Raw genomic sequence first — 22,901 nt, forward strand, 5'->3', positions numbered from 1 at the left:
TGGTTGCCTCTAGTCGAATGATGATGTTTAAGTGATTGTTAATTATTATCGTTATTTTTTAGCTCAGAGAAATAACGGTTAGTTTCTGATTTTACTATCTTAGCGAGTAATAATAGGCCAATCAAATTGGGGATGGCCATCATGCCGTTCATCAGGTCGGAGAAGTTCCATACAAACTCTAGACTAGTGGTCGCACCAATAATGACTGTGGCGGTGAATAATACGCGGTAGGTTGCAATGGCGCGTGGTCCAAATAAATACTCAATCGCTTTTTCTCCATAATAGTTCCATCCTATTAAAGTGGAATAGGCAAATAGTGCAGTGGTGATGGCAACAATGATCTTGCCTGTGTCGCCTAATGTTTCTGCCATGCTGGCGCTGGTGAGTTCGCCTGCGCTGATGCCTTGCGTCCAGGATGTGGCGGTGAGGATGACGAGTGCTGTCATCGTGCAGACGACAAGCGTATCAATAAACGTTTGAGTCATGCTCACTAGTGCTTGTTTTACTGGGTCATTAGTACGTGCTGCTGCCGCGGCGATAGGCGCAGAACCTAAGCCCGATTCATTAGAAAAAACACCACGTGCGATACCGTAGCGCATTGCCGCCGCAATGGTGGCACCGATAAATCCACCTGTGGCAGAAATCGGGTTAAATGCATGATAAAAAATGAGTGAAAACGCGTGCGGGATTTTTTCTATATTAATGAACAGCACCAAGAGTGCGGTTCCTACGTACGCGATGATCATGAAAGGTACGAGAAAAGAGGTAAATCTACCAATGGCACGTATGCCGCCCAGAATCACTAGGCCTGTGAGTATCATAAGCACCCAGCCTGTAATGTGTGGTGCAATATTAAACGTGGATTCAAATATTTTGGCTGTGGCATTGGCTTGAGTCATATTGCCAATACCAAAGGCGGCAAATGCAGTGAAAACAGCGAACATCGTGCCTAACCACGGCAACCCTGCACCCTTTGCTAAATAATACATAGGGCCACCGCGCATGCCATGAGGGCCTTTTTCACGATATTTAACGGCCAATACTGCTTCTGCATATTTGGTTGCCATGCCCAGCATGCCTGTGACCCACATCCAAAATACAGCACCAGGCCCACCTAATGTAATGGCAGTGGCCACGCCTACAATATTGCCGATACCTACGGTGGCTGCAAGTGCAGTCATGAGTGCGGCAAAGTGGCTAATATCGCCCTCATGATGATGATCTTTATGAAAAATAAGTTTGAGCGCTAAGGGCAATGCACGGAACTGCATGCCTTTGAGTAAGATGGTGAGGTATAGGCCAGTACCTAGCAGTAAGGTCAACATTGGCGGGCCCCACACCCAATTCGAGAGGGTCGCAATCACTGATTCAATCGTTTGCATAGGTGATTAATCCTTATTCATTTTTGTTTTTTGATGTATAGATTAAGGATTATAGTCATCACTGTGTTTGTTAGGGAGTACCCAAATCAGCTATTAAACAATACCTTAAGTGTTTCTATCATGTAATAGTGATCAAGTACGCCTGCACTTTCTCTAATACTGTGCATTGCCCACATGGGTGAGCCAACATCGACACTTGCAACACCTAAACCAGAGGCCAAAATCGGGCCAATTGTGCTACCGCAACCTAAGTCTGTACGATGCGCATATTGCTGAAATGGTGCATTAGCACGCTCACACAGGGATATAAAGCGTGCGGCAGTATCTGCATTGCTAGCGTAGCGTTGATTCGCATTGGTTTTAATCACAGGGCCTTGGTTTACCATCACATGGTGACATGGTTCGTAGGCGCTAGAGTGGTTAGGGTGATAAGCATGCGCCATGTCTGCACTCACAAAAAAGCTTAGGGCTAGGGCACGTAGGCGATCTTCCTCACTCATGCCTGTGTTTGCGGTGATACGGTTAATCACATCTGATAAAAAGCTACCGCTTGCACCTGTCGCGCTCTCGCTACCCACTTCCTCGTGGTCAAATAATGCGCAGATGTTGCTTGTTTCTTGATTGCTGGAGTTGAGTAGCGCGGTAATCGCAGCGTGGCACGATGCAAGATTATCCAGTTGGCTGTTGGTGATGAACTCTTGCTGGGCGCCCCAGAATGCACCTTTTTGCGTATCAAATACATTAAATTCAAATGTGACAATATCTTGTGGCGCAATGTCGAGGGCTTCAGCGATATAGGCAAGAAATTGCTGGTCTGCTTCTATGCCAGCTTCACTTTCACCAAATAATAATGGTAGTTCGGTTTGTTTGTTGAGCTTAAGGCCTTTTTCATTCACTTCGCGGTTCATGTGAATTGCTAAGTTGGGTAAGCGCATGAGTGCGTTATCAAATTTAAGTAATTTGATGGTATGGCCAGTTTCGGTGCGTACAGTCACACGCCCTGCAATACTTAAATCACGGTCTGTAAATGTTGCCAAAATTGGCCCGCCATAGACTTCTACGCCAATGCGCAGTAGGCCGTCAGTTTCATAAGCGGCTTTAGGTTTGAGTCTTAGGCTAGGCGAGTCTGTATGTGCGCCCACCATACGAAAGCCTGTATTGGTGATAGGTTTGTTGCCAAGCGTGAAGGCAATAATAGAAGCACCGCCGCGCACCACAAAATAGCGATGACCAGTGCTCAGCTGCCAAGCTTGTGTTTCATCTAACTTGGCAAAACCTGCATTTAATAACTGCTGCTCAATATAATCAACCGCATGCCAAGGACTAGGGCTGAGATCAATAAAGTTGAGTAGGTCTTTTGCTAGCGCATGTGCTTGGGTGGAAATATTCATGATGTTTACTGGTTAAGAGAGAGCCAGTCTTTCTCAATAAGAAAATCAGTGTAGAGTTTAGCTTCTGGGCTACCTGTTTCTGGCTTCCAGTCATAACGCCATTTCACAATAGGTGGCATTGAAAGCAAGATGGATTCGGTGCGGCCATTGGATTGCAATCCAAAAATAGTGCCGCGATCGTAAATTAAGTTAAATTCAACATAACGTCCACGGCGGTAGGCTTGGAAATCACGCTCACGCTCGCCATAGGGCGTGTCTTTACGACGTTGCACGATTGGCAAATACGCTTGTAAGAACGCATCGCCCACTGCGCGATGAAAATCAAAGCTACGCTCAAAGCCTAATTCGTTAAAGTCATCATAAAAAATACCGCCAATACCACGAGGCTCTTGGCGATGTTTCAGATAAAAGTATTCATCACATTCTTTTTTGAATTTAGGGTAGAAACTGATATCAAACGCATCTAATGCAGTTTTGTTGGTGCGATGAAAGTGTTCTGAGTCTTCAGTAAAACCATAATAAGGCGTGAGATCCATACCACCGCCAAACCACCAGATATCTTGTTCTGTGGCATGTTGTGCTTTGGCGATAAAAAAGCGTACATTCATATGTACGGTAGGTACATATGGGTTGCGCGGGTGAAATACTAAAGATACACCCATCGCCTCCCAAGGGCGACCTGCTGCTTCTGGATGTGCAACGCTAGCAGCAGGGGGTAACTTAGTGCCGATGACATGAGAGAAGCCCACGCCAGCACGTTCAAATACGTTGCCTTCCTCTAGCAGGCAAGAATTGCCACCACCACCTTCAGGACGTTGCCAGCTATCTTGCAGAAAATTCTTACCATCGACTAATTCAATGGCTTCTACAATTTTGGCTTGCAGGTTTTGTAAGTAGTTAAAAACGTCTTGGGTGTTCATGAGATAACCTTTAGGGCTTAGCCTTTAATGGCGCGGTAACCAATATCCGTGCGGAATTGTGCGCCATCAAACTTAATTTCTTTCATAGCTTGGTACGCTTGTTGTTGTGCAAACTTTACGGTTTCACCAAGTGCCGTCACGCAAAGTACGCGACCACCGCTGGTGACCACTTTGCCGTCTTTTTGCACAGTACCTGCATGGAAGATATGCGTATCTGCTAATTGATTTTCCAGGCCGGTAATTTCATCGCCAAGTCTTGGTGTTTCTGGATAATTGGCTGACGCCATGACAACGCCTAAAGCTACGCGTCTATCCCACTCCGCTTCAGCACGGTCTAATGTACCATCAACTGCATGTTCCATCAGGCCAACTAAATCACTTTTCAAACGCATCATAATCGGCTGCGTTTCTGGGTCACCCATGCGGCAATTAAACTCTAACGTTTTAACATCGCCATTAGGGCTGATCATTAAGCCAGCGTATAAAAAACCAGTGTAAGGAATGCCATCTTTAGCCATGCCTTCAACTGTTGGTTTAATAATCTCACGCATGACTTTAGCGTGAATGGCAGGTGTCACAACTGGTGCTGGTGAGTAGGCGCCCATGCCGCCTGTGTTAGGGCCTAAGTCTGCATCAAGCAGGCGCTTGTGATCTTGGCTGGTGGCTAATGGTAAAATATTTTTACCATCCACCATCACCATAAAACTGGCTTCTTCACCTTGCAGAAATTCTTCAATCACCACGCGTGCACCAGCGGCGCCGAGTTTATTGTCTTCTAGCATGGCATCAATGGCAGCATGTGCTTCATCTTCGTTCATCGCAACCACAACACCTTTGCCCGCAGCTAACCCATCCGCTTTAATAACGATAGGCGCACCTTGTTGTTTTACGTAATCATGCGCGAGTTTAGCATCGGTAAATGTGCCGTAAGCCGCGGTCGGGATGTTGTGGCGCATCATAAATGCTTTAGCGTAATCTTTAGAAGATTCTAGCTGTGCCGCTGCTTTGGTTGGTCCAAAAATCTTTAAGCCAGCGGCGCGGAATGCATCGACTACCCCTTGAGATAATGGCGCCTCTGGGCCAACAATCGTAAGGTAAATTTGTTCATCTTGTGCAAATTTAACTAAATCATCTACGGCAGTAATAGGAACATTTACCATGTCTGGGTCTAGTGCAGTGCCTGCATTGCCTGGCGCTACATATACACGGCTCACTTCTTTGTTGTGCGTTACTTTCCAAGCGAGCGCATGTTCACGACCGCCACCACCGATAACTAAAATTTTCATGTATTTGAAGCCCTTAAAAATCTTTCGCCACAGACTAGGTGTGAGACTAGCTGTGGCAAAAAGAAAACAAACGTATTACTTTAAATAATTTAGTGTCTAAAGTGGCGAATCCCAGTGACCACCATCACCAAGCCATGTTCGTCAGCTGCTGCAATCACTTCTTCATCGCGCATACTGCCACCTGGGTGAATCACGCATGCTGCACCAGCTTCTGCTAGTACATCAATGCCATCGCGGAACGGGAAGAACGCATCAGATGCAACCACTGAGTTTTTCAAAGTTAAACCAGCATTTTGCGCTTTAATCGCTGCAATCTTAGTGCTGTCAACACGGCTCATTTGCCCTGCGCCTACACCAAGTGTCATGCTGTTGCCGCAGAATACAATTGCGTTTGATTTCACGTATTTTGCAACACGCCATGCAAATAACATATCTTGTAATTGTTCTGGGGTTGGTTGTTTTTTGCTGACAATTTTTAAATCATCAACGCTCATCTCGTGGTTATCTGCAGTTTGAATCAGCAAGCCAGAACCAATACGTTTGGTGTCGTGTGAGTTGCGACCTTGTTCCCATGCTGTATTGCCACCTTCTGGTAAAGCGATTTTAAGTACACGTACATTGGCTTTGGCACTAAATATCGCTAGTGCGTCTTCAGTGTAGTCAGGGGCAATCAGTACTTCTACAAATTGTTTGCTAACTGCTTCTGCGGCAGCTTTATCTAAAGTGGTATTGAATGCGATGATGCCGCCAAACGCTGAAGTTGGATCAGTTTGGAAGGCTTTGCTGTAAGCTTCAAGCGCGTCTTTGCCTAGGGCAACACCACATGGATTTGCGTGTTTAACAATGACGCATGCTGTTGAATCAAAGCTTTTTACGGCTTCCCATGCTGCATCAGCATCGGCAATATTGTTATAGCTCAACTCTTTGCCCTGTAGTTGTTGAGCTGTCACTAAGCTGCCAGGTGCTGGGTTAATGTCACGGTAGAACGCAGCGCTTTGATGTGGGTTTTCGCCATAACGTAAGTCTTGCAGTTTTACAAAACGGCTATTCACTTGCGCAGGGTAAGGGTTGCGTGTGCCATCGGTATTAAAGCTTGATAGGTAGTCACTGATTGCGCCATCGTAATTGCTGATACGGTTGAATGCAGCGACAGATAAGGCAAAGTTTGTGGCTTGGCTGGTTGCACCGCCTGTGCTTTTTAGTTCGCGCAGTACATCAGCATATTGGTTAGCATCCGTGATCACTGCAACGTCTTTCCAGTTTTTTGCTGCTGAGCGCACCATGGCTGGGCCGCCGATATCGATATTTTCGATTGCATCTTCTAGGCTGCAATCTGGATTGGCGACGGCTGCTTCAAATGGATATAAATTCACGATCACCATGTCGATGTTAGGAATGTTTTGTGATTGCATTGCAGAGACATGCTCTGGTAAATCACGACGACCTAAAATGCCACCATGTACTTTTGGGTGCAATGTTTTAACGCGGCCATCCAACATTTCAGGAAAGCCAGTGTAATCACTTACTTCAATGACAGGGATGTCATTGTCACGGAATAGTTTAGCGGTGCCGCCAGTAGATAAAATTTCAATGCCTAAATCATGAAGGTTTTTTGCAAAGTCGATGATGCCAGTTTTATCAGAAACGCTAATAAGCGCACGTTTAATAGTTGCCATAAATTTATTCCATAATACAAATGATAAGCTGTGTTAGCTCAAAAACAGTGCCTAGCTGATAAGTTGCTAAAACACATTCAATTTTTGCTGCCTGTTATTTCTTGCTTGCTAAATTTGGCTTTTGCAGTTGCAAGCAAGTTTAAATAAGCAAAATGCAATAGTTTATAAAGAGACCCACTTTTGATGGGTTGTTTTATTCAATCTTGTACTGCTGAAGTTTTTTACGCAACGTGTTGCGATTGATGCTGAGTATTTCAGCTGCTTTACTTTGATTGCCACCGACTTTATGCATGATGTAAGTAAGTAAAGGTTTTTCTACACAACCCAATACCATGTCATAAACGGCATGAGGCGGTTCACCATCTAGGTGAATGAAATAATCATCCAAAGATTCTTTGACTGCTTGGCTGAGCTTACAGTTTTCTGACATAGTAGTTCCTAGGCTGCTAATGCTTCTGACGAATCGGTCTTGGCGTCTTCAGCGTCAGGATCAATGTAAACTAAACGTTCATTTTTTGTTTTTAGTTCAACAAAAAAGTCGTTAATTGCTTGTAGTTGTAACTCGATGGTTTGCAACGTATTCATATTGTGGCGGAATTGGGCAGAGCCAGCCAAGCCCTTGGTGTACCAAGAGATATGCTTACGTGCCATACGCATACCAGTCAAGTCGCCATAAAAATCATACAAATCATGTAGATGTTCTAACATCACAGTGTGGATTTCATCGACGGTTGGTGCTAACAAATGCGTACCGGTAGTGAGGTAGTGATTAATTTCGCGGAATATCCATGGGCGACCTTGTGCGGCACGGCCAATCATTACGGCATCAGCGCCAGTGTAATCTAATACGAATTTTGCTTTTTCAGGCGTGGTGATGTCACCGTTAGCAATGAGCGGAATCTTAATCACTTGTTTAACGGCAGCAATCGTATCGTACTCGGCATCGCCCATATAAGCACATGCGCGGGTGCGACCATGCATTGCAAGCGCTTGAACGCCTAGGTCTTCCGCCATTCTTGCAATTTGAATCGCATTGCGGTTTTGTTTATCCCAACCTGTACGTATTTTTAATGTGACAGGCACATCAACCGCTGCGATGACCGCTCTAAGAATTTGTGCAACAAGCGGTTCATCTTTAAGTAATGCAGAGCCTGCCATCACGTTACAGATTTTTTTAGCCGGACAACCCATGTTGATATCAATGATTTGTGCGCCATTGTCTACATTATGCCTAGCTGCTTCAGCCATCATTTTTGGGTCTGCGCCAGCAATTTGCACTGAAATCGGGTTAACTTCGCCTTCGTGATTGGCGCGACGTTTTGTTTTTTCGCTACCGTATAGTAATGAGTTTGAGGTGACCATCTCAGATACAGCCAGACCCGCGCCCATCTTTTTACAAAGCTGGCGGAAAGGCCTATCAGTTACGCCCGCCATGGGAGCAACGACTAGGTTGTTTTTTAAGATGTGATTACCAATTTGCATTTAGATTATTTAATCTTCACGATAAGGTTGTTAACTGCAAATCCGACAAACTCGCAGCACTGTTTATTATTTGTACTAATCTCTAGCCCAGCTCTATCAATCTGTGCTTAACGTGCGACCTTTTGAGGTGATGCATTAAGCGTAGCCTTCGTTTCGCCTTCTTTATGTATTAAAAAACTAAAAGAAAGTCCAAAACAACTTTGCAGGCAAGCTGCCTATTTTATACGCAATCTTAGTTTGAGAAAACAATTTTCAGCATACAATTGGGAATAGTTTGTTATTGAGTTTGATTATGCAAAAACCATCGACCACTCACATCGCCTTTGCTAGCTTTATAGGCACTGCGATTGAATTTTACGATTTTTATATTTATGCCATGGCAGCCGCTTTGGTGATTGGTCAAGTATTCTTTCCTGCCAGTGATCCTGCCACACAATCACTTAATGCGTTTTTAACCTTTGGTATTGCTTTTATTGCGCGGCCTGTTGGCGCAATTGTGTTTGGACATTTTGGCGATAGAGTAGGCCGTAAAACAACGCTGGCGGCTTCTTTATTGTTGATGGGGATTTCAACCTTGCTGATTGGTTTGTTGCCAGGTTACGATGTGTTAGGAATCTGGGCGCCAATTTTATTGTGCATATTGCGCTTTGGGCAGGGTTTGGGTTTAGGTGGTGAGTGGGGTGGTGCTGCCTTGCTGGCAACCGAGCATGCACCAAAAGATAAACGCGCTTGGTTTGGTATGTTCCCTCAATTAGGCCCATCTGTAGGTTTTTTACTGGCGACATTGAGTTATCTGGCTTTGTCAGTATGGCTAAGTGATGCACAGTTTAAAGCTTGGGGCTGGCGCCTACCTTTTATTGCGAGTGCTTTGTTGGTGGTTGTGGGCTTGTATGTACGCTTTAGGCTCACAGAAACGCCAGCTTTTACCACGGCACTGGAACAAAATAAAACGCATGCAGTGCCGATTAAGCCCTTGCTAAAAACACATATGCGCCCAGTGTTATTAGGCGCCTTGGCAATGGTGGTGTGCTATAACCTATTTTATACCGCTACCGTATTTTGCTTAAGTTATGGCACTACGTATCTTGGCATTACGCGTAGTGATTTTTTAGGCATGCTCTGTATTGCGATTGTATTCATGACGGTTGCCACACCACTCTCAGCAAAGCTAAGTGATTGTTGGGGGCGCAGGCCAGTATTGTTAATCAGTAGTGCGCTCGCCGTGCTTGCTGGATTTACGCTTAGCCCTTTATTGGCAAGTGGCGCTATGTTGCAAGTGACAGTGTTTTTATCGTTAGCCTTGTTTTTAATGGGCGCCACATTTGCACCGATGGGTGCTTATCTGCCAGAGCAGTTTCCCGTAGCTGTGCGTTATACTGGCGCGGGTTTGGCATATCAGCTAGGTGGAATTTTAGGCGCATCAATGGCGCCTTATATTTCACAGTTGTTAGTGTCGGCTGGTGGTTTAGGTTGGGTAGGGGCGTATGTTTCAATTGCCGCTGCGGTGAGTTTTATTGCGGTGTTATTGTTGGGCGAGACTTGGCGCCGTGAGTTGCTCTAGTTTAGTTAGCCAATTAATCGCTTGCTCACGCGTTTCGCCGCACATTTCTAAGCTTGGTTGTAAGCCTCCGCAAAAAGCTGGACGTTCTGGCTTGCCAAAAATCTTGCACATATTTTGTTCATCTAGCTGAACACAGCGCTCACCAGCGGGCTTGCCGTTAGGCATGCCTGGGATCGGGCTGTTAATAGAAGGCGCGATGCAACATGCACCGCAATGATCTCTGCATTTCATGGTTGGGGAGGCGGTTAAAATTAAATTGCGGTTAAAAGTAAGCTGCTGGGATATAGTTTCAGCGTCTTTTCCCAATCGTATTCAATGTAGTCAAGCGAAAAGCCAAAATAACTCTGTTTGCCCACTAGCCTCACTGCGATTTCTTGAGGTGGTTGGTTGAAAGATGCCTGCGTAATACAAAAATTAGGTGGCAAAGCATGCTGCAAACTTTTACCCACTAAACGTGTTTTACAGCCTCTTCTTGATTCCACCGATTGTTTTTGCATCACATCATGAATGATATGAGGCGTGTCCGAAAAATTGCCCACAATATTGCCGATACTATAAATGATAGCCACGTAGCCTAGAAAATAAAATATGGCAGGCGCAGATAACATCACAAACCATTTGTAATAGCGTTTGTAAACCTCAGAGAGCGATGCAGGATTAAGCCTCAACATGCAGTAAAACCAGCTAGCCATGATGATAGTGAAGCCAATGTTGAGTTTAAAGCCGAGTGCATACCAAGTTGGCGAGGGGATAAACTGATGCATCATGGCATAAAAAATGAGCACAAATAGTGTGACAAAAATGCATATAAATAACCAACGGTAGGCTGGCGGGGTGAAGTGTGGTTGGTTGATTATTTTGCGATTTCTAGCCATGGAAAACCTAGCGCAGCAATCTCTTGTTTGATGTCACTCATCGCAGAGCTAACCTGCTGAGCCGCGCCCTTTACACCTAGCTCTATGGTGCGGCGGTTATCTAGCTTGGGTAAGCTGAATAATTTAATGTCAGGATATTTCACAACAATATGGTTCATGAAATCAATCAATTGGCTTTCACCTGCATCCATCACCAGAATAGAATATTCAATGTAGTCTTGCTGATGAAATAAGTGGGGATAGTGTGTATCCAGCACCCATTCAATCATCGGGTGTGCCATCTGTGGAAAGCCAGGTACAAAATAATGTTCATTAATTGAAAAGCCAGCCACCCGATTAATCGGGTTGGGGATAAGCGCTGCCCCTAGTGGAAAATCAGCCATTAATACGCGTTTTGGATAGGCACCTTCTCCGTACTGTGCTTCAATTTCTGCCACTGCTGCTGGGTGGCGTGCAATCGGTGCCCCTGCAGCATCAGCCGCACATTGCCGAGTGAAGTCATCTGGCGTTGCGCCAATGCCGCCACAGCTAAATACAATATCACCTCTACTCATGCTAGCCTTAAGTGAGGCGGTAATTTGCGCTGGAATATCACCTAAATAATTTGCCCAGCTGAGTTGTAGCCCGCGTGCTGAAAGCAGTTCGATGACTTTAGTGAGGTGCGCATCTTGGCGTTTGCCAGAGAGGATTTCATCACCAATGATGTAGAGGCCGAAGTTTTGCATATTTGTTAAGTGTCTTGATAGTTGTTTAGTTAATGCGCGCTTTCCCAATTACTACCCACACCAACCTCCGCCAGTAGCGGTACGTCCAATTTAGCCACATTTTGCATGAGTTCTGGTAGTTTTTCTTTGACTAGTGCGAGTTCGCTATCTGGCACTTCTAATACCAATTCATCGTGTACTTGCATGATGAGTTTGGTGTTTAATTTTTCTGCAGTTAACCAATTCTGCACTGCAATCATCGCGAGTTTAATTAAGTCAGCGGCGGTGCCTTGCATCGGCGCGTTAATCGCAGCACGTTCAGCACCAGCTCTGCGCATGCCATTGCTGCTGTTGATTTCCGGCACCCAGAGTCTGCGTCCAAAATAGGTTTCTACGTAGCCATTTTGTTTGGCAATCTCGCGTGTTTCTTGCATGTATTGGCGCACACCAGGGTAGCGCGCAAAGTAACGCTCGATATAGCTTTGTGCGGCGCTACGCTCGATATTTAAGTTTTGCGCCAAACCAAAAGCGCTCATGCCGTAAATCAAGCCAAAGTTGATGACTTTTGCATAGCGGCGTTGTTCATTGTCTACATTGTTACGCTCTACCCCAAAAATTTCAGCGGCAGTGGCGCGGTGAATGTCTTCATTGTTGGCAAAGGCGTTGAGCATGCCTTCATCTTGCGATAGGTGCGCCATGATGCGTAGTTCAATTTGCGAGTAGTCGGCAGATACAATGTGGCTGCCTTGTGGGGCGATAAATGCCTCACGGATGCGGCGGCCTTCTTGTGTGCGCACAGGGATATTTTGTAAATTAGGGTCTGAGCTGGCAAGCCTGCCTGTAATGGCTACGGCTTGATTGTAGCTGGTATGTACGCGACCTGTGCTGGGGTTAATCATGCGTGGAAGTTTGTCAGAATACGTGGATTTAAGCTTGGCTAAACCGCGATACTCCAATAGCACTTTTGGCAGAGGGTAGTCCAACGCTAATTCTTGCAATACGTCTTCATCCGTGGATGGTGTGCCGCTTGGTGTTTTTTTCAGCGGCTTAATCCCAAGTTTGCCGAATAAGATTTCTTGTAGCTGTTTTGGTGAGCCTAGGTTGAATGGTTGCCCTGCAAGCTCGTAGGCTTGGTTTTCTAGTGCGACTAACTTTAGGCCAATTTCATTGCTTTGTGCATTGAGCATGTTGGCATCTATCAGTACACCATTGCGTTCAATGGTGAACAGAATGTTTGAAACAGGCATTTCAATTTGGCTATAAATGTAGTCAAGTTTTGCATCTGCAGCTACTTGCGGGTACATAGCTTCATGTAATTGCAGCGTAATATCAGCATCTTCAGCTGCATATTCTGCGGCAACCTCAACCGTCACTTGGTTAAAGCTGACTTGTTTTGCACCTTTGCCTGCTACTTCTTCAAACGTGATGGTTTTAATGCCCAAATGTCGCTCGCTTAGGGCATCCATGCCGTGGGTTTTATGCGATTCAAATACATAGGATTGCAGCAATGTGTCGTGCACAATGCCGTTAAGCTGTATGTGATGGTTGGCTAATACGTGTTGGTCGTATTTAAGGTTTTGTCCCACTTTTTTAATGGCATGGTTTTCAAGTAGCGGTTTGACCTTAGCCAGCGTTTCATCAAAATTTAGCTGGGATGGCGCATCAAAGTAATCATGTTTTAATGGTAAGTAGGCTGCACTGCCTGCTTCTACGCTAAATGACATGCCTACGATTTTTGCGGTCATCGGGTCAAGTGAGGTGGTTTCCGTATCAAAGCAGACCAATGCTGCGGTGCTGATTTTATTGAGCCAGTCATCTAACTGTGCATTGGTTAAAATGGTTTCGTACTTACGTGTGGTGATGGCTTGATAAGTGGGTTCAAACACATTCGCTCGTGGTGCGCTTGTCGAGCCACTGATTTGCCCTTCGACAGTGCTCTCCTGAGCTTGGTCAAAGGACTCAGGGCGAACGGAGGTTGTGCCGAATAAGTCTGATTGTGGCGTATTTTCCGTTTGTATTGGTGTAGCGCTGGAAGGCGCATTATCTGGCATGTTGTCCAATTCGCGGCGCCAAGTTCTAAACTCAAAGCGGTCAAACAATTCTGCCAGTTTGGTTTTGTTTTGCGGTTGCGGTGCAAGGTCGCTTAGATTCTCTTGCATGCCAATATCACAACGAATGGTAATCAGCTCGCGTGCGGTTGGCAGCCAAGGTAGCGCTTTGCGTAAGTTCTCGCCTACCACGCCTTTGATATTTTCTGCATTGGCGACAATGTTATCGAGCGAACCATATTCTTTTAGCCATTTTACGGCAGTTTTTGGGCCCACTTTTTCCACGCCTGGCACGTTGTCTGAGGTGTCGCCCACTAACACGAGGTAATCCACCATCAAGTTTGGTGGTACGCCAAATTTATTTTCTACGCCTGCAATGTCCAGCACATCGTCAACTTTACGGAAAGCATCGCGCATGGTGTTGATGACAGTGATGTGTTCGTTGACCAGTTGCGTGATGTCTTTATCGCCAGTGGAAATAATGACGCGTACGCCCTCACGCTCTGCTTGTTTAGCCAGTGCGCCAATCACATCGTCGGCCTCTACGCCTTCTATCATCAGTAGTGGCCAGCCCATGGCTTTAATGGCTTCATGCAACGGCTCTATTTGCGGACGTAGATCATCTGGCATGGCAGCACGGTTGGCTTTATATTCTGCATAAATGTCGTCGCGAAACGTTTTGCCTTTTGCATCAAAAACACAGGCGCTATAATCGCTAGGGTAATCTTTATGTAAGCGCCGTAGCATATTCAATACACCTTGAATCGCCCCAGTGGGTTCATTTTGGCGATTTCTTAGGTCAGGCATCGCGTGAAATGCGCGATATAAATAAGATGAGCCATCGACTAATAATAAAGTTTTCATGTAAAAATCCAAAAATTACGAGCACGCTTGATGTACATTTGTAGGGTATTGAACAAAAAGTTGTAATAGGTTGTTGCCAACGGTCTTTAATCGCCTACATAATAAAACATATATGGCGTGCTTAAAAATTGTTTTATATGTAGCGTTTATTTAATCTGCTTAAATGTTGGCATTCCATCAATTGTTGATACTTCACTCATCAAGGATTTCTCAGTCATGACAGTTGTTAAAAAAATTCCAAAAATCACAGATCCTGATGTGCAAGGGATGCACCATACTGGGCTTGAGTCTTGGCATGCGTTTAAGATTATGTCCGAGTTTGTAGATGCGACTGAGCGACTCAAAGAAATTACGCCAGCGGTTTCTATTTTCGGCAGTGCGCGCACTAAGCCAGATAGTCCTTACTATGAATTGACGGTAGATATCGCCAGAAGGCTATCTGATGCAGGGTTTTCTGTAATTTCTGGCGGCGGGCCAGGCATTATGGAGGCCGCCAATAGAGGTGCGTTTGCTGGAGCTTCGCCCAGTATTGGCCTAAATATTGAGTTGCCACATGAGCAAAATGCGAATACTTATCAGGATATTAGCCAAAACTTTAAACATTTCTTCATGCGTAAAGTGATGTTTGTGAAGTATGCAAGCGCCTATGTAGTGATGCCAGGCGGCTTTGGTACCTTAGATGAATTAATGGAAGCCATCACCTTGGTGCAAACAGGTAAAACGCTCAGAATCCCAATTATTTTGGTGTGTGAGCCTTTTTGGCGCGGGCTGGTTGACTGGGTGAAAACTACATTAGTTAATGAGGAAATGATCTCAGCAAGCGATCTCGATTTGATTCAGATGATTGATGATCCTGCTGAAATCGTTCAAGCCATCTTTAAACATTACGAAACACGTGGCTTTAAGCTTTCTGCAGAAGAAGAGCGGATTCAGCTTTATTTGTAAGCATATGGTCTTATGTTGGGTGGTTTTTGATAGAATAAGAGATTGATTCCTGAGTTGTGTTTATGCCGTTAAGGGTGGTAATGATTATGCGTAAAAGTTACAAAAATATAGCGTCTTTACTGATGGCGGCAATGCTTTTACCAGCATTGGCGCAAGCAAGAGATTTACCATCAAATCTTGAGCCATTGGAAGATATTCCACCGCCAAGCATTGGTGCTGAAGATAACGCGGATGAACCAGTCATTACGATCATCAAAAAAGAAAATGAAACGATTGAGGAATATCGTGTTGGAGGGAAATTATATATGCTAAAAATTACCCCTAAGCATGGCGTTCCGTATTACATGCATCGTGAAGATCAAGAAGGCGCTTGGATTAATGATGGGCCAAATCCACCATTGTCAGTGCCTAAATGGACCATTTTTACATTTTAACCAACCTTACACTTTCCGAGTGTTCATGTGGATGAGGCCTGAGTGCTTTCATTCACATGCTTGTTATAATGCCTCGCTATTAACCATTTCCAGTTTTTAAATTATACCTATGTCTGTTTTTACCTCAGTTAGCATTCAACAATTACAAGCTTGGCTTCAAGATTACCCAATTGGTGAAGTAATTGACTTAAAAGGCATTTCTTCAGGTATTACCAATACCAATTACTTTGTGACAACCACGAAAAGTAAGTACGTACTCACCTTATTTGAGCACAACACGATTGATGAGCTCCCATACTTTATTGATTTAATGCACCATTTATCTGAGCACGGTGTACCTTGTCCTGACCCCATCACGAATAGGTCAGGGGTAAGCTTGCATATGCTTAACGGTAAGCCAGCAGTACTGATTAGCTGCCTCAATGGTCGCGATATTGCTGCGCCAAACGCAGTGCATTGTGCTGAGGTTGGCAGAGTGCTGGCGCAAATGCACCAGGCAGGACAAACCTTTGCCGCGCAGTCTTCAGAACAAGCACACCAGAACCCACGTGGTGCTGAGTGGCGCAAGCAAACCGCACAAGAAGTGATGGCGCATTTGTCGACAGATGACCAAAAGTTACTCACTGAAACATTGGCATTTCAAGCTGAGCTTGACACCTCAGCATTACCTAAAGGCATTATTCATGCTGATTTGTTCCGAGATAACGTGTTATTTGATGGTGATAAAGTCGGCGGTTTAATTGATTTCTATTACGCTTGTTACGATGTGCTTGCTTATGATTTAGCGATTGTCGCGAATGACTGGTGCGTACAGGCAGATGGGCAGCTAGATGCAGAAAAAGTTGAGGCCATGTTAAAAGCCTATCAAGCTGTTAGGCCGTTTGAGCAAGCTGAGCATGCTGCTTGGAATGGTTTGTTGCGAATTGCCGCCTTGCGTTTTTGGTTATCACGATTGTATGATCAAATTTATCCGCAAGCGGGTGAGTTAACGCATGCAAAAGACCCTGATCATTTTAAAAATATACTTAAGTTACGGTCCGCGTAACGTTAATTAATAAAGTTAATCCAAGTTGATGGGCGCTTTAAATTGGTATTTGATATTGGTTAGTAATGTTAATTTTGAGTGACCTGCGTTAAAACTAAAGGTGAAAGTATCATGGCAGAAGATCTAAACACACAACTCCCCCAAGTTCCTGTCGTCAATCAGGTGCCAGCGGCAAACGCATGGCTTTGGATTGTAAAAGGCGTCGCGTTGTTTAGAGCTAATCCTGTGATGTGGATCATTTTGCTAGTGATTTATTTGGCGATTATGATTCCAGTTTCGCTGGTGCCTATATTGGGTTCTGTGGTGAGTACATTACTCGCTCCAGTTTTTGCGGCAGGCATGATGTGGGGTTGCCAAGCGCTTACTCGTCGCCAAGATTTAGAAATTAATCACCTGTTTCAGGGGTTCAAGCAAAACACCTCGCAGTTAATCTCAGTTGGCGGAATCTACATGATAAGTTTACTTGTCATTGCCGTGTTTTCTGTGCTGATGATGGATAAAGCGACTATTGAACTGATTGCGCAAGGTAAAGATTTAAGCCCTGAGCAAGCGAGCGCTGTTTTATTGCCATTGTTGATTGCGATGTTATTTCTTATGCCAGTGTTAATGGGATACTGGTTTGCGCCAGTGTTAGCTGGGCTTAACCAAATGAAAGCAGTCGATGCAATGAAGCTGAGTTTTGTTGCCTGCTTTAAGAATATGCTGCCATTTTTACTGTATGGCTTGATATTTATGGCGGTGCTGATGGCTGCAATGTGGTTGGTGGTGAGCTTGCACGTCATTTTTTCGGTGGTGTTTGTTGCCATTATTCCTGTCATGATGACCAGTTTGTACACTAGTTATGCTGATATTTTTGGCATAGAAGCACCAAGCCAAGATATTGTTTAAGATACAAACGTTTAGTCAGCACCGCTAAGCCTTTCAATTAGCTACATTGTTGGATTGTTAAAATGTTAGGTGAAAATTCAGCATTGCTTTCGCGGTTACCAGTGCTAGGCATGTCCGTGGAATATAGGCAATAAATTGCCTTATTCACACGCCAAATGACCGCTCCTACAGGCGAAGTGACACAGCGATTTGCTACCTGTACAAGTCATCGCCACAATGTAAGCTGCAAACTCGCATGTACAATGGGCACTCCGATTTGCTAAGTGCCACAGCACTTGCAAAGTCGTATGTAGGAGCGGCTAGTAGCCGCGAACAAAACCTCTCAATTAGCTACATTATTGGATTGTTAAAATGTTAGGTGAAAACTCAGCATATCATTCGCGGTCAATGACCGCTCCTACAAATAAGCCAGCATTCGCGGTTACCAGTGCTAGGCGTGTCCGTGGAATATAGGCAATAAATTGCCTTATTTCACACTTTACTTACCAGTTTACTGGTCTGGTAAATTGGGGAAGCCAAACGCTGGCTCACACGCCAACTGACCGCTTCTGCGAAATAGTCTTTTATTGATAACAAAAGCTATGGAGCTTAATTTCTGGCATTTTCTTCTTAGATTAACCTTGCCAGTTTTAACCTTGTGCTACGGTCTTTCTTATCTTGTTGCTTATATTGCAGTGAGCTTTGCGAATTCCAGCGCCAGCCATTTTAGGCCTTCACGGCCAAAATTTACCTGTACACGCATATCATTAGCGTTGCCCTCATAGCTCACCACAACGCCATTTCCAAATTTACTATGCGCTACTTGCTGGCCAATTTTCCAAGGCATTGCACTTTTTTGGGTGCTACTTTGTTGCTTACTCATCACTGCGGGCAGTTCGTTGTAGTCTCTGCCATAGCCAGATTTAGCCACAGGTTTGCTATTTAAGCGTTTGAGTAGTTCTTCTGGAATTTCATCTAAAAAGCGTGATGGAATGCCATAGCGTACTTGCCCATGTAGCATGCGGCTTTGTGCATGGCTGAGGTATAGGCGCTGTCTAGCACGTGTCACTGCTACGTACATTAAGCGGCGTTCTTCTTCTAAGCCATTGGCTTCGTAAGTGCTTTGCTCATGTGGGCACAGGCCTTCTTCTAGCCCACTAATGAACACCACTTTAAACTCTAGGCCTTTAGACGCATGGACTGTCATCAGTTGTAAGGCTTCACGCCCAACATCGGCTTGATGTTCGCCAGCTTCCAAGCTTGCATGACTCAAAAACTGTGTGAGTAAGTCTTGCTCGGTTTCGCCATCTGCGTTGCTATGGTTGCCAAAATCCTGATTTGTAAAGGCAACTGCCGCTGTGACCAACTCTTCTAAGTTGGCAATACGGTCTTCACCTTCTTTTTCATTCTGGTAATGTGCTTTAAGGCCTGAAAGCGTCGTAGCAAGCTCCGCCAGTTCAGATAGGCTAATGCCATAAGCTTCATCCACCATTTGTCTGATGAGTGCGACAAAACCATCAATGCCTTTACCACCAACTTTGCCATGTCCTACTTTATTAATCGCGGCCTGCCATAAACTGCAATTTTCAGCACGGGCAGCTTCTTGTAACTGCTCTAAGCTACGTGCGCCGATGCCACGCGCGGGGAAGTTAATCACGCGTAATAATGCAGTGTCATCATTTGCATTGGCAATCAGGCGCATATAGGCGAGCGCGTGTTTAATTTCAGCACGTTCGAAGAAGCGCAAGCCGCCATAAACGCGATAAGGTAAGTTGGCAGAGAATAGCGCATGCTCTAATACGCGAGATTGTGCGTTTGAGCGGTAAAGTAGGGCCATTTCACCTAGTTCTGTGCCTTCCGCATGCAGCATTTTAATTTCATCAACAATAAATTGCGCTTCATCATTATCGTTGTAAGCTTGGTATACACGCACAGGCTCACCAGCACCAGCACTGGTCCATAAGTTTTTGCCTAAACGGTTTTTGTTGTGCGAAATAATGGCATTGGCAGCATCGAGTATATTGCTATGCGAGCGATAGTTTTCTTCTAGCTTCACAATGCTTTGCACGTTAAAGTCAGTTTCAAAGTCGCGCATATTGCCGACGCGCGCGCCACGGAAGCCGTAAATAGACTGATCGTCATCGCCAACTGCAAACATGCAGTTGTGCTGTCCATCCTTACTTTGGCCAGCTAGTAGTTTTAGCCATTGGTATTGCAAACGATTGGTATCTTGAAACTCATCCACCAAAATGTAGCGGAAACGGTTTTGGTAATGTTGGCGGATGTTCGTGTCACGTTCGAGCAGTTCATAACAGCGTAATAGCAGCTCGGCAAAGTCTGCTACGCCATCGCGTTGACATTGTTTATCGTATTCTTCAAAAATCTCACGTAATTTTTGTGAGTGTGGGTCGTAAGCATCAACTGCATGTGCGCGTAGCCCTTCGTCTTTACAGCCATTAATGTAGTTTTGTACTTGCTTAGGTGGAAACTTCTCATCATCTACATTCATCAGCTTCATTAAGCGTTTGATGACGGAAAGCTGATCTGCAATATCTAAAATCTGGAAGCTAGCAGGCAGCCCAGCCTCGCGATGGTGTGCGCGTAATAAACGATTACATAAACCGTGGAAAGTGCCAACCCACATCCCGCGCGTATTAATGGGTAGCGATGCGGTAATGCGGGTGAGCATCTCTTTTGCTGCTTTATTGGTAAAGGTTACAGCCAGTAAACCAGTAGGCGAGACTTGCTCAGTTTGAATCAGCCAAGCAATACGTGCGGTGAGTACGCGTGTTTTACCACTGCCAGCACCAGCTAAAATCAATGCAGACTGTTGGGGTAATGTGACCGCCTCAAGCTGCTTATTATTTAATCCAGCTAACAGAGGGTCTTGTATCGTGGTTTGCGGTTGGCTATTCATAGCCGATATTTTAGCATGACAACTTAAACCGAATATTTCATATGTGGCTGTAATTTATATATATTTCGGACATGTGTTTGATGTTGAGTATGGCGTGGTTTTGTGAGGTGGTGCAAGGGTGGAGCAAGAGAAAATAGGGTTGTGTGTAAAAAATGAAAGTTTTTAGCATTTACTTCAGTATTAATTGGGAACTTATTTTGAAAAGGCTCAGTCAGACCTTACAGGTAACGCAAGTTACCTTTCCGCTCCAATCCTCCCTGAGCGGAAGCCTTAGACGATGAGGCACTTTTTGGACCCCAATTTCATCCCCTTGGTTGGGGTCTTTTTTTGCCTGCTATTTGTGCATAGGCTTTAATTTATAAGCATTAGTATAAACGCAAATCTTGCTAATTGTAAATAATGTGTAATTGTTTGTAAATTTATTATGTGAATGTTTGAAACGTAAGAAATAAGGAGTAGCTTACTTGAATGAAGCCAAGCATTCGATTTCCTACGTTGTTTATTTCACATGGTGGTGGCCCTTGGCCGTATATTGAAGACATGCGTCAGCGTTTTGCAGTAACAGAGGCGGAGTTGGCCAAGTTGCCAGCAACTCTGCCTACAAAACCTAAAGCGATTTTGGTGATTACAGGCCATTGGGAAGAGCCACAATTTACGGTATCTACCGCAAAGCAACCGCCGATGGTGTACGACTATTCTGGCTTCCCTGAACATACATATCATGTGCAGTACCCTGCGAGCGGCAGCCCTGCGTTAGCGAAAAGAGTTGGTGAGCTGTTGGCGTTAAGTGGGGTTGCCGCATTGAAAGATGAGAAAAGAGGTTTTGATCACGGTACTTTTGTACCGCTCATGTTGATGTACCCAAATGCGGATATTCCTGTTGTACTGCTCTCCATGAAAACCACCTACGACCCGCTTGAACACATTAAGCTTGGTGAAGCCCTAGCGCCCTTAAGAGATGAAGGCGTGCTCATTATCGGTAGTGGGCTCACTTATCATAATATGCGTGGTTTTGGCAGGCCAGCATCGCTTGAGCCTTCTGTGCAATTTGAGCAGTATTTATATGAAGTAGTGACTAACCATGATCCGCAGCAGCGTAATCAAGCGTTGGTAGGTTGGGAGCAAGCGCCTTATGCGCGGTTGGTTCACCCAAGAGAAGATCATCTTATACCGTTGATGGTAGTGGCAGGAGCAGCGGGTGAGAGTGTAGGTGAGCGTATTTTTACTGATGCGGTGTTTGGTGTGGTCATGGCCTCTTACCGATTTGGTTAACTATTTTATTAGTAGATATTAAGGTTAGTTCGAGTAATCTGCACGTGTCCCAACCTAGATGCTGCACCCTTGTGGCTTATAGTTTGCATAAGCTCTTTGATAGTCTACTACAGTCCTTAACCCTAAATAAAAATTAGTAAGGCAGGTCAAACATTAAGAGTTCTGCCCCCACTGCATTGGTAAATTTAATTACAGCTTCGGCCTGAATTTTTAAAGCATCACCTGTGGTCAATTGAATGCCATTGACTTCAACTTGGCCTCTAATCACATGTACATATCCAGTTCTGCCTGCAGCTAATGAGTGTGTTAATAGCGTGGTGCTGTTCAATATAGATGCGTAAACTCTGGCATCCTGATGAATCAATACTGAGCCATCACTTCCATCTGGTGAGGCAATCAAGCGAAGTTGCTTAGATTTTGATGCCACATCAAAATGTTTTTCCTCGTAGCTTGGTGTAATGCCTGTTACGTTAGGTGTAATCCATATCTGTAAAAAATGCACACGTTCAGTGCTGGAGTGATTAAATTCACTATGCGTCACACCAGTCCCCGCACTCATTCTTTGTACGTCACCATAACGAATCACAGAGCCATTGCCCATGCTGTCTTTATGTTCCAGCGCGCCACTAAGTACGTAGCTAATAATTTCCATATTTTCATGGCCATGTGTGCCGAACCCGCGTGCAGGTTCAATACGGTCTTCATTTATCACCAGTAAAGGCCCAAACCCCATTTGTTCTGGGTTGTAGTAATGGCCAAATGAAAACGAATGGTTAGATTGCAACCAACCATGATCTACAGCGCCGCGGTGATTATTTTTTAGCACCTGTAACATGATGAGTCCCTCCTGTTTGTTAGGTATTTATTTAGTGAGGTAATTTAAAACATAGGGTGTATTAATAAATGACTGCCTGTTAATGTAATCAGCATTATGAACCTATCATTTCCAGATGAAAATCAGAAAAACCCCAACGATTTAGCGTTTTGTACAAAGTGGATTTAACCTTAAAAAATGACAATTTCGGTATTCCAGCTTCCGCGAGGATGGTTATTTTTATAATTTTGTTAAAAATTGAGCCATCTCTCGCTTCGTGAAAAGGGCTCCGATAGTGTTTGCTGTAAGAACACAAGTAGAAGAACTATGCCAGAAAAAATCCATTCATATGGCTAGGCGAAGTGGCAACAAGGGGTAAGGTGGAAATGCTGGATAGATAGAATTAAATCACAAAACA

The 22,901-nt window shown here is 44.6% G+C and carries 19 protein-coding genes; 6 read left to right on the forward strand and 13 right to left on the reverse strand.

The window, feature by feature from the left end; genetic code table 11:
- Window positions 1-38: 38 nt before the first annotated feature.
- From Q7U33_RS10125 to dusB, 7 genes are all read right to left on the reverse strand, one after another.
- A complete protein-coding gene (locus tag Q7U33_RS10125; protein WP_304860448.1) occupies window positions 39-1,382 on the reverse strand; it encodes a sodium:alanine symporter family protein in 1,344 nt (447 codons plus the stop codon).
- An 86-nt stretch (window positions 1,383-1,468) separates the two neighbouring features.
- Entirely contained in the window at window positions 1,469-2,773 is a 1,305-nt protein-coding gene (locus Q7U33_RS10130) for a M18 family aminopeptidase (RefSeq protein ID WP_304860451.1), read from the reverse strand.
- Window positions 2,774-2,778: 5 nt separating this feature from the next.
- Window positions 2,779-3,693 carry an oxygen-dependent coproporphyrinogen oxidase gene (hemF, locus tag Q7U33_RS10135; protein ID WP_304860453.1) on the reverse strand — a complete coding sequence of 305 codons (915 nt, stop codon included), beginning with the start codon at window positions 3,691-3,693 and terminating at the stop codon, window positions 2,779-2,781.
- Window positions 3,694-3,710: 17 nt separating this feature from the next.
- Entirely contained in the window at window positions 3,711-4,979 is a 1,269-nt protein-coding gene (purD, locus tag Q7U33_RS10140) for a phosphoribosylamine--glycine ligase (protein WP_304860455.1), read from the reverse strand.
- Between the two features lie 89 nt (window positions 4,980-5,068).
- Window positions 5,069-6,655 carry a bifunctional phosphoribosylaminoimidazolecarboxamide formyltransferase/IMP cyclohydrolase gene (purH, locus tag Q7U33_RS10145; protein WP_304860457.1) on the reverse strand — a complete coding sequence of 529 codons (1,587 nt, stop codon included), beginning with the start codon at window positions 6,653-6,655 and terminating at the stop codon, window positions 5,069-5,071.
- A 193-nt stretch (window positions 6,656-6,848) separates the two neighbouring features.
- Entirely contained in the window at window positions 6,849-7,085 is a 237-nt protein-coding gene (locus tag Q7U33_RS10150) for a helix-turn-helix domain-containing protein (RefSeq protein ID WP_019899687.1), read from the reverse strand.
- An 8-nt stretch (window positions 7,086-7,093) separates the two neighbouring features.
- Complete coding sequence (gene dusB / locus Q7U33_RS10155) at window positions 7,094-8,137, reverse strand: tRNA dihydrouridine synthase DusB (RefSeq protein ID WP_304860461.1); 1,044 nt, start codon at window positions 8,135-8,137, stop codon at window positions 7,094-7,096.
- Between the two features lie 292 nt (window positions 8,138-8,429).
- Between dusB and Q7U33_RS10160 the strand changes: the two genes are divergently transcribed.
- A complete protein-coding gene (locus Q7U33_RS10160) occupies window positions 8,430-9,698 on the forward strand; it encodes an MFS transporter (protein WP_304860463.1) in 1,269 nt (422 codons plus the stop codon).
- On the opposite strand, the gene Q7U33_RS10165 is transcribed toward Q7U33_RS10160, so the two are convergent.
- From Q7U33_RS10165 to polA, 4 genes are read right to left on the reverse strand one after another with little or no spacing between them, the layout of a single operon-like run.
- Window positions 9,660-9,929 (reverse strand): YkgJ family cysteine cluster protein, encoded by a 270-nt coding sequence (locus tag Q7U33_RS10165; RefSeq protein ID WP_304860466.1) that lies wholly within the window; start codon window positions 9,927-9,929, stop codon window positions 9,660-9,662. The genes Q7U33_RS10160 and Q7U33_RS10165 overlap by 39 nt on opposite strands.
- A gap of 20 nt (window positions 9,930-9,949) precedes the next feature.
- Window positions 9,950-10,573, reverse strand: a complete 624-nt coding sequence (locus tag Q7U33_RS10170) for a hypothetical protein (RefSeq protein ID WP_304860468.1) — start codon at window positions 10,571-10,573, stop codon at window positions 9,950-9,952.
- A complete protein-coding gene (locus Q7U33_RS10175; RefSeq protein ID WP_304860470.1) occupies window positions 10,552-11,298 on the reverse strand; it encodes a molybdopterin-binding protein in 747 nt (248 codons plus the stop codon). Before Q7U33_RS10175 ends, Q7U33_RS10170 begins: the two co-directional genes overlap by 22 nt.
- A 29-nt stretch (window positions 11,299-11,327) precedes the next feature.
- Window positions 11,328-14,189 (reverse strand): DNA polymerase I, encoded by a 2,862-nt coding sequence (gene polA, locus Q7U33_RS10180; protein ID WP_304860474.1) that lies wholly within the window; start codon window positions 14,187-14,189, stop codon window positions 11,328-11,330.
- A 216-nt stretch (window positions 14,190-14,405) separates the two neighbouring features.
- On the opposite strand from polA, the gene Q7U33_RS10185 reads away from it, so the two are divergent.
- The 4 genes from Q7U33_RS10185 to Q7U33_RS10200 all read left to right on the forward strand — a co-directional run bounded on the left by Q7U33_RS10185 (window position 14,406) and on the right by Q7U33_RS10200 (window position 17,501).
- On the forward strand, window positions 14,406-15,134 hold the full coding sequence (locus Q7U33_RS10185) for a TIGR00730 family Rossman fold protein (protein ID WP_304860477.1): 729 nt from the start codon (window positions 14,406-14,408) through the stop codon (window positions 15,132-15,134).
- An 86-nt stretch (window positions 15,135-15,220) separates the two neighbouring features.
- Window positions 15,221-15,568, forward strand: a complete 348-nt coding sequence (locus tag Q7U33_RS10190; RefSeq protein ID WP_304860479.1) for a DUF2782 domain-containing protein — start codon at window positions 15,221-15,223, stop codon at window positions 15,566-15,568.
- Window positions 15,569-15,677: 109 nt separating this feature from the next.
- Window positions 15,678-16,613 (forward strand): homoserine kinase, encoded by a 936-nt coding sequence (gene thrB, locus Q7U33_RS10195; RefSeq protein WP_304860482.1) that lies wholly within the window; start codon window positions 15,678-15,680, stop codon window positions 16,611-16,613.
- A 111-nt stretch (window positions 16,614-16,724) separates the two neighbouring features.
- Window positions 16,725-17,501 carry a BPSS1780 family membrane protein gene (locus Q7U33_RS10200; protein ID WP_304860485.1) on the forward strand — a complete coding sequence of 259 codons (777 nt, stop codon included), beginning with the start codon at window positions 16,725-16,727 and terminating at the stop codon, window positions 17,499-17,501.
- A 664-nt stretch (window positions 17,502-18,165) separates the two neighbouring features.
- Here the strand turns inward: Q7U33_RS10200 and Q7U33_RS10205 are convergent.
- The gene (locus Q7U33_RS10205; RefSeq protein WP_304860487.1) at window positions 18,166-20,397 is read right to left on the reverse strand and encodes a UvrD-helicase domain-containing protein; all 2,232 of its coding nucleotides are present in this window, start codon (window positions 20,395-20,397) and stop codon (window positions 18,166-18,168) included.
- A 468-nt stretch (window positions 20,398-20,865) separates the two neighbouring features.
- Between Q7U33_RS10205 and Q7U33_RS10210 the strand changes: the two genes are divergently transcribed.
- The gene (locus tag Q7U33_RS10210) at window positions 20,866-21,669 is read left to right on the forward strand and encodes a class III extradiol ring-cleavage dioxygenase (protein ID WP_304860489.1); all 804 of its coding nucleotides are present in this window, start codon (window positions 20,866-20,868) and stop codon (window positions 21,667-21,669) included.
- A gap of 133 nt (window positions 21,670-21,802) precedes the next feature.
- On the opposite strand, the gene Q7U33_RS10215 is transcribed toward Q7U33_RS10210, so the two are convergent.
- A complete protein-coding gene (locus Q7U33_RS10215; RefSeq protein ID WP_304860490.1) occupies window positions 21,803-22,504 on the reverse strand; it encodes a pirin family protein in 702 nt (233 codons plus the stop codon).
- Window positions 22,505-22,901: the final 397 nt, after the last annotated feature.

The sequence above is a fragment of the Methylotenera sp. genome (assembly GCF_030653755.1).
Lineage (GTDB): Bacteria > Pseudomonadota > Gammaproteobacteria > Burkholderiales > Methylophilaceae > Methylotenera.

Excerpts from the sequence above, each read along its gene's own strand:
- Q7U33_RS10125 (WP_304860448.1), bottom strand. The coding sequence starts at position 1,382 with ATGCAAACGATTGAATCAGTGATTGCGACCCTCTCGAATTGGGTGTGG.
- Q7U33_RS10130 (WP_304860451.1), bottom strand. The coding sequence starts at position 2,773 with ATGAATATTTCCACCCAAGCACATGCGCTAGCAAAAGACCTACTCAAC.
- hemF (WP_304860453.1), bottom strand. The coding sequence starts at position 3,693 with ATGAACACCCAAGACGTTTTTAACTACTTACAAAACCTGCAAGCCAAA.
- purD (WP_304860455.1), bottom strand. The coding sequence starts at position 4,979 with ATGAAAATTTTAGTTATCGGTGGTGGCGGTCGTGAACATGCGCTCGCT.
- purH (WP_304860457.1), bottom strand. The coding sequence starts at position 6,655 with ATGGCAACTATTAAACGTGCGCTTATTAGCGTTTCTGATAAAACTGGC.
- Q7U33_RS10150 (WP_019899687.1), bottom strand. The coding sequence starts at position 7,085 with ATGTCAGAAAACTGTAAGCTCAGCCAAGCAGTCAAAGAATCTTTGGAT.
- dusB (WP_304860461.1), bottom strand. The coding sequence starts at position 8,137 with ATGCAAATTGGTAATCACATCTTAAAAAACAACCTAGTCGTTGCTCCC.
- Q7U33_RS10160 (WP_304860463.1), top strand. The coding sequence starts at position 8,430 with ATGCAAAAACCATCGACCACTCACATCGCCTTTGCTAGCTTTATAGGC.
- Q7U33_RS10165 (WP_304860466.1), bottom strand. The coding sequence starts at position 9,929 with ATGAAATGCAGAGATCATTGCGGTGCATGTTGCATCGCGCCTTCTATT.
- Q7U33_RS10170 (WP_304860468.1), bottom strand. The coding sequence starts at position 10,573 with ATGGCTAGAAATCGCAAAATAATCAACCAACCACACTTCACCCCGCCA.
- Q7U33_RS10175 (WP_304860470.1), bottom strand. The coding sequence starts at position 11,298 with ATGCAAAACTTCGGCCTCTACATCATTGGTGATGAAATCCTCTCTGGC.
- polA (WP_304860474.1), bottom strand. The coding sequence starts at position 14,189 with ATGAAAACTTTATTATTAGTCGATGGCTCATCTTATTTATATCGCGCA.
- Q7U33_RS10185 (WP_304860477.1), top strand. The coding sequence starts at position 14,406 with ATGACAGTTGTTAAAAAAATTCCAAAAATCACAGATCCTGATGTGCAA.
- Q7U33_RS10190 (WP_304860479.1), top strand. The coding sequence starts at position 15,221 with ATGCGTAAAAGTTACAAAAATATAGCGTCTTTACTGATGGCGGCAATG.
- thrB (WP_304860482.1), top strand. The coding sequence starts at position 15,678 with ATGTCTGTTTTTACCTCAGTTAGCATTCAACAATTACAAGCTTGGCTT.
- Q7U33_RS10200 (WP_304860485.1), top strand. The coding sequence starts at position 16,725 with ATGGCAGAAGATCTAAACACACAACTCCCCCAAGTTCCTGTCGTCAAT.
- Q7U33_RS10205 (WP_304860487.1), bottom strand. The coding sequence starts at position 20,397 with ATGAATAGCCAACCGCAAACCACGATACAAGACCCTCTGTTAGCTGGA.
- Q7U33_RS10210 (WP_304860489.1), top strand. The coding sequence starts at position 20,866 with ATGAAGCCAAGCATTCGATTTCCTACGTTGTTTATTTCACATGGTGGT.
- Q7U33_RS10215 (WP_304860490.1), bottom strand. The coding sequence starts at position 22,504 with ATGTTACAGGTGCTAAAAAATAATCACCGCGGCGCTGTAGATCATGGT.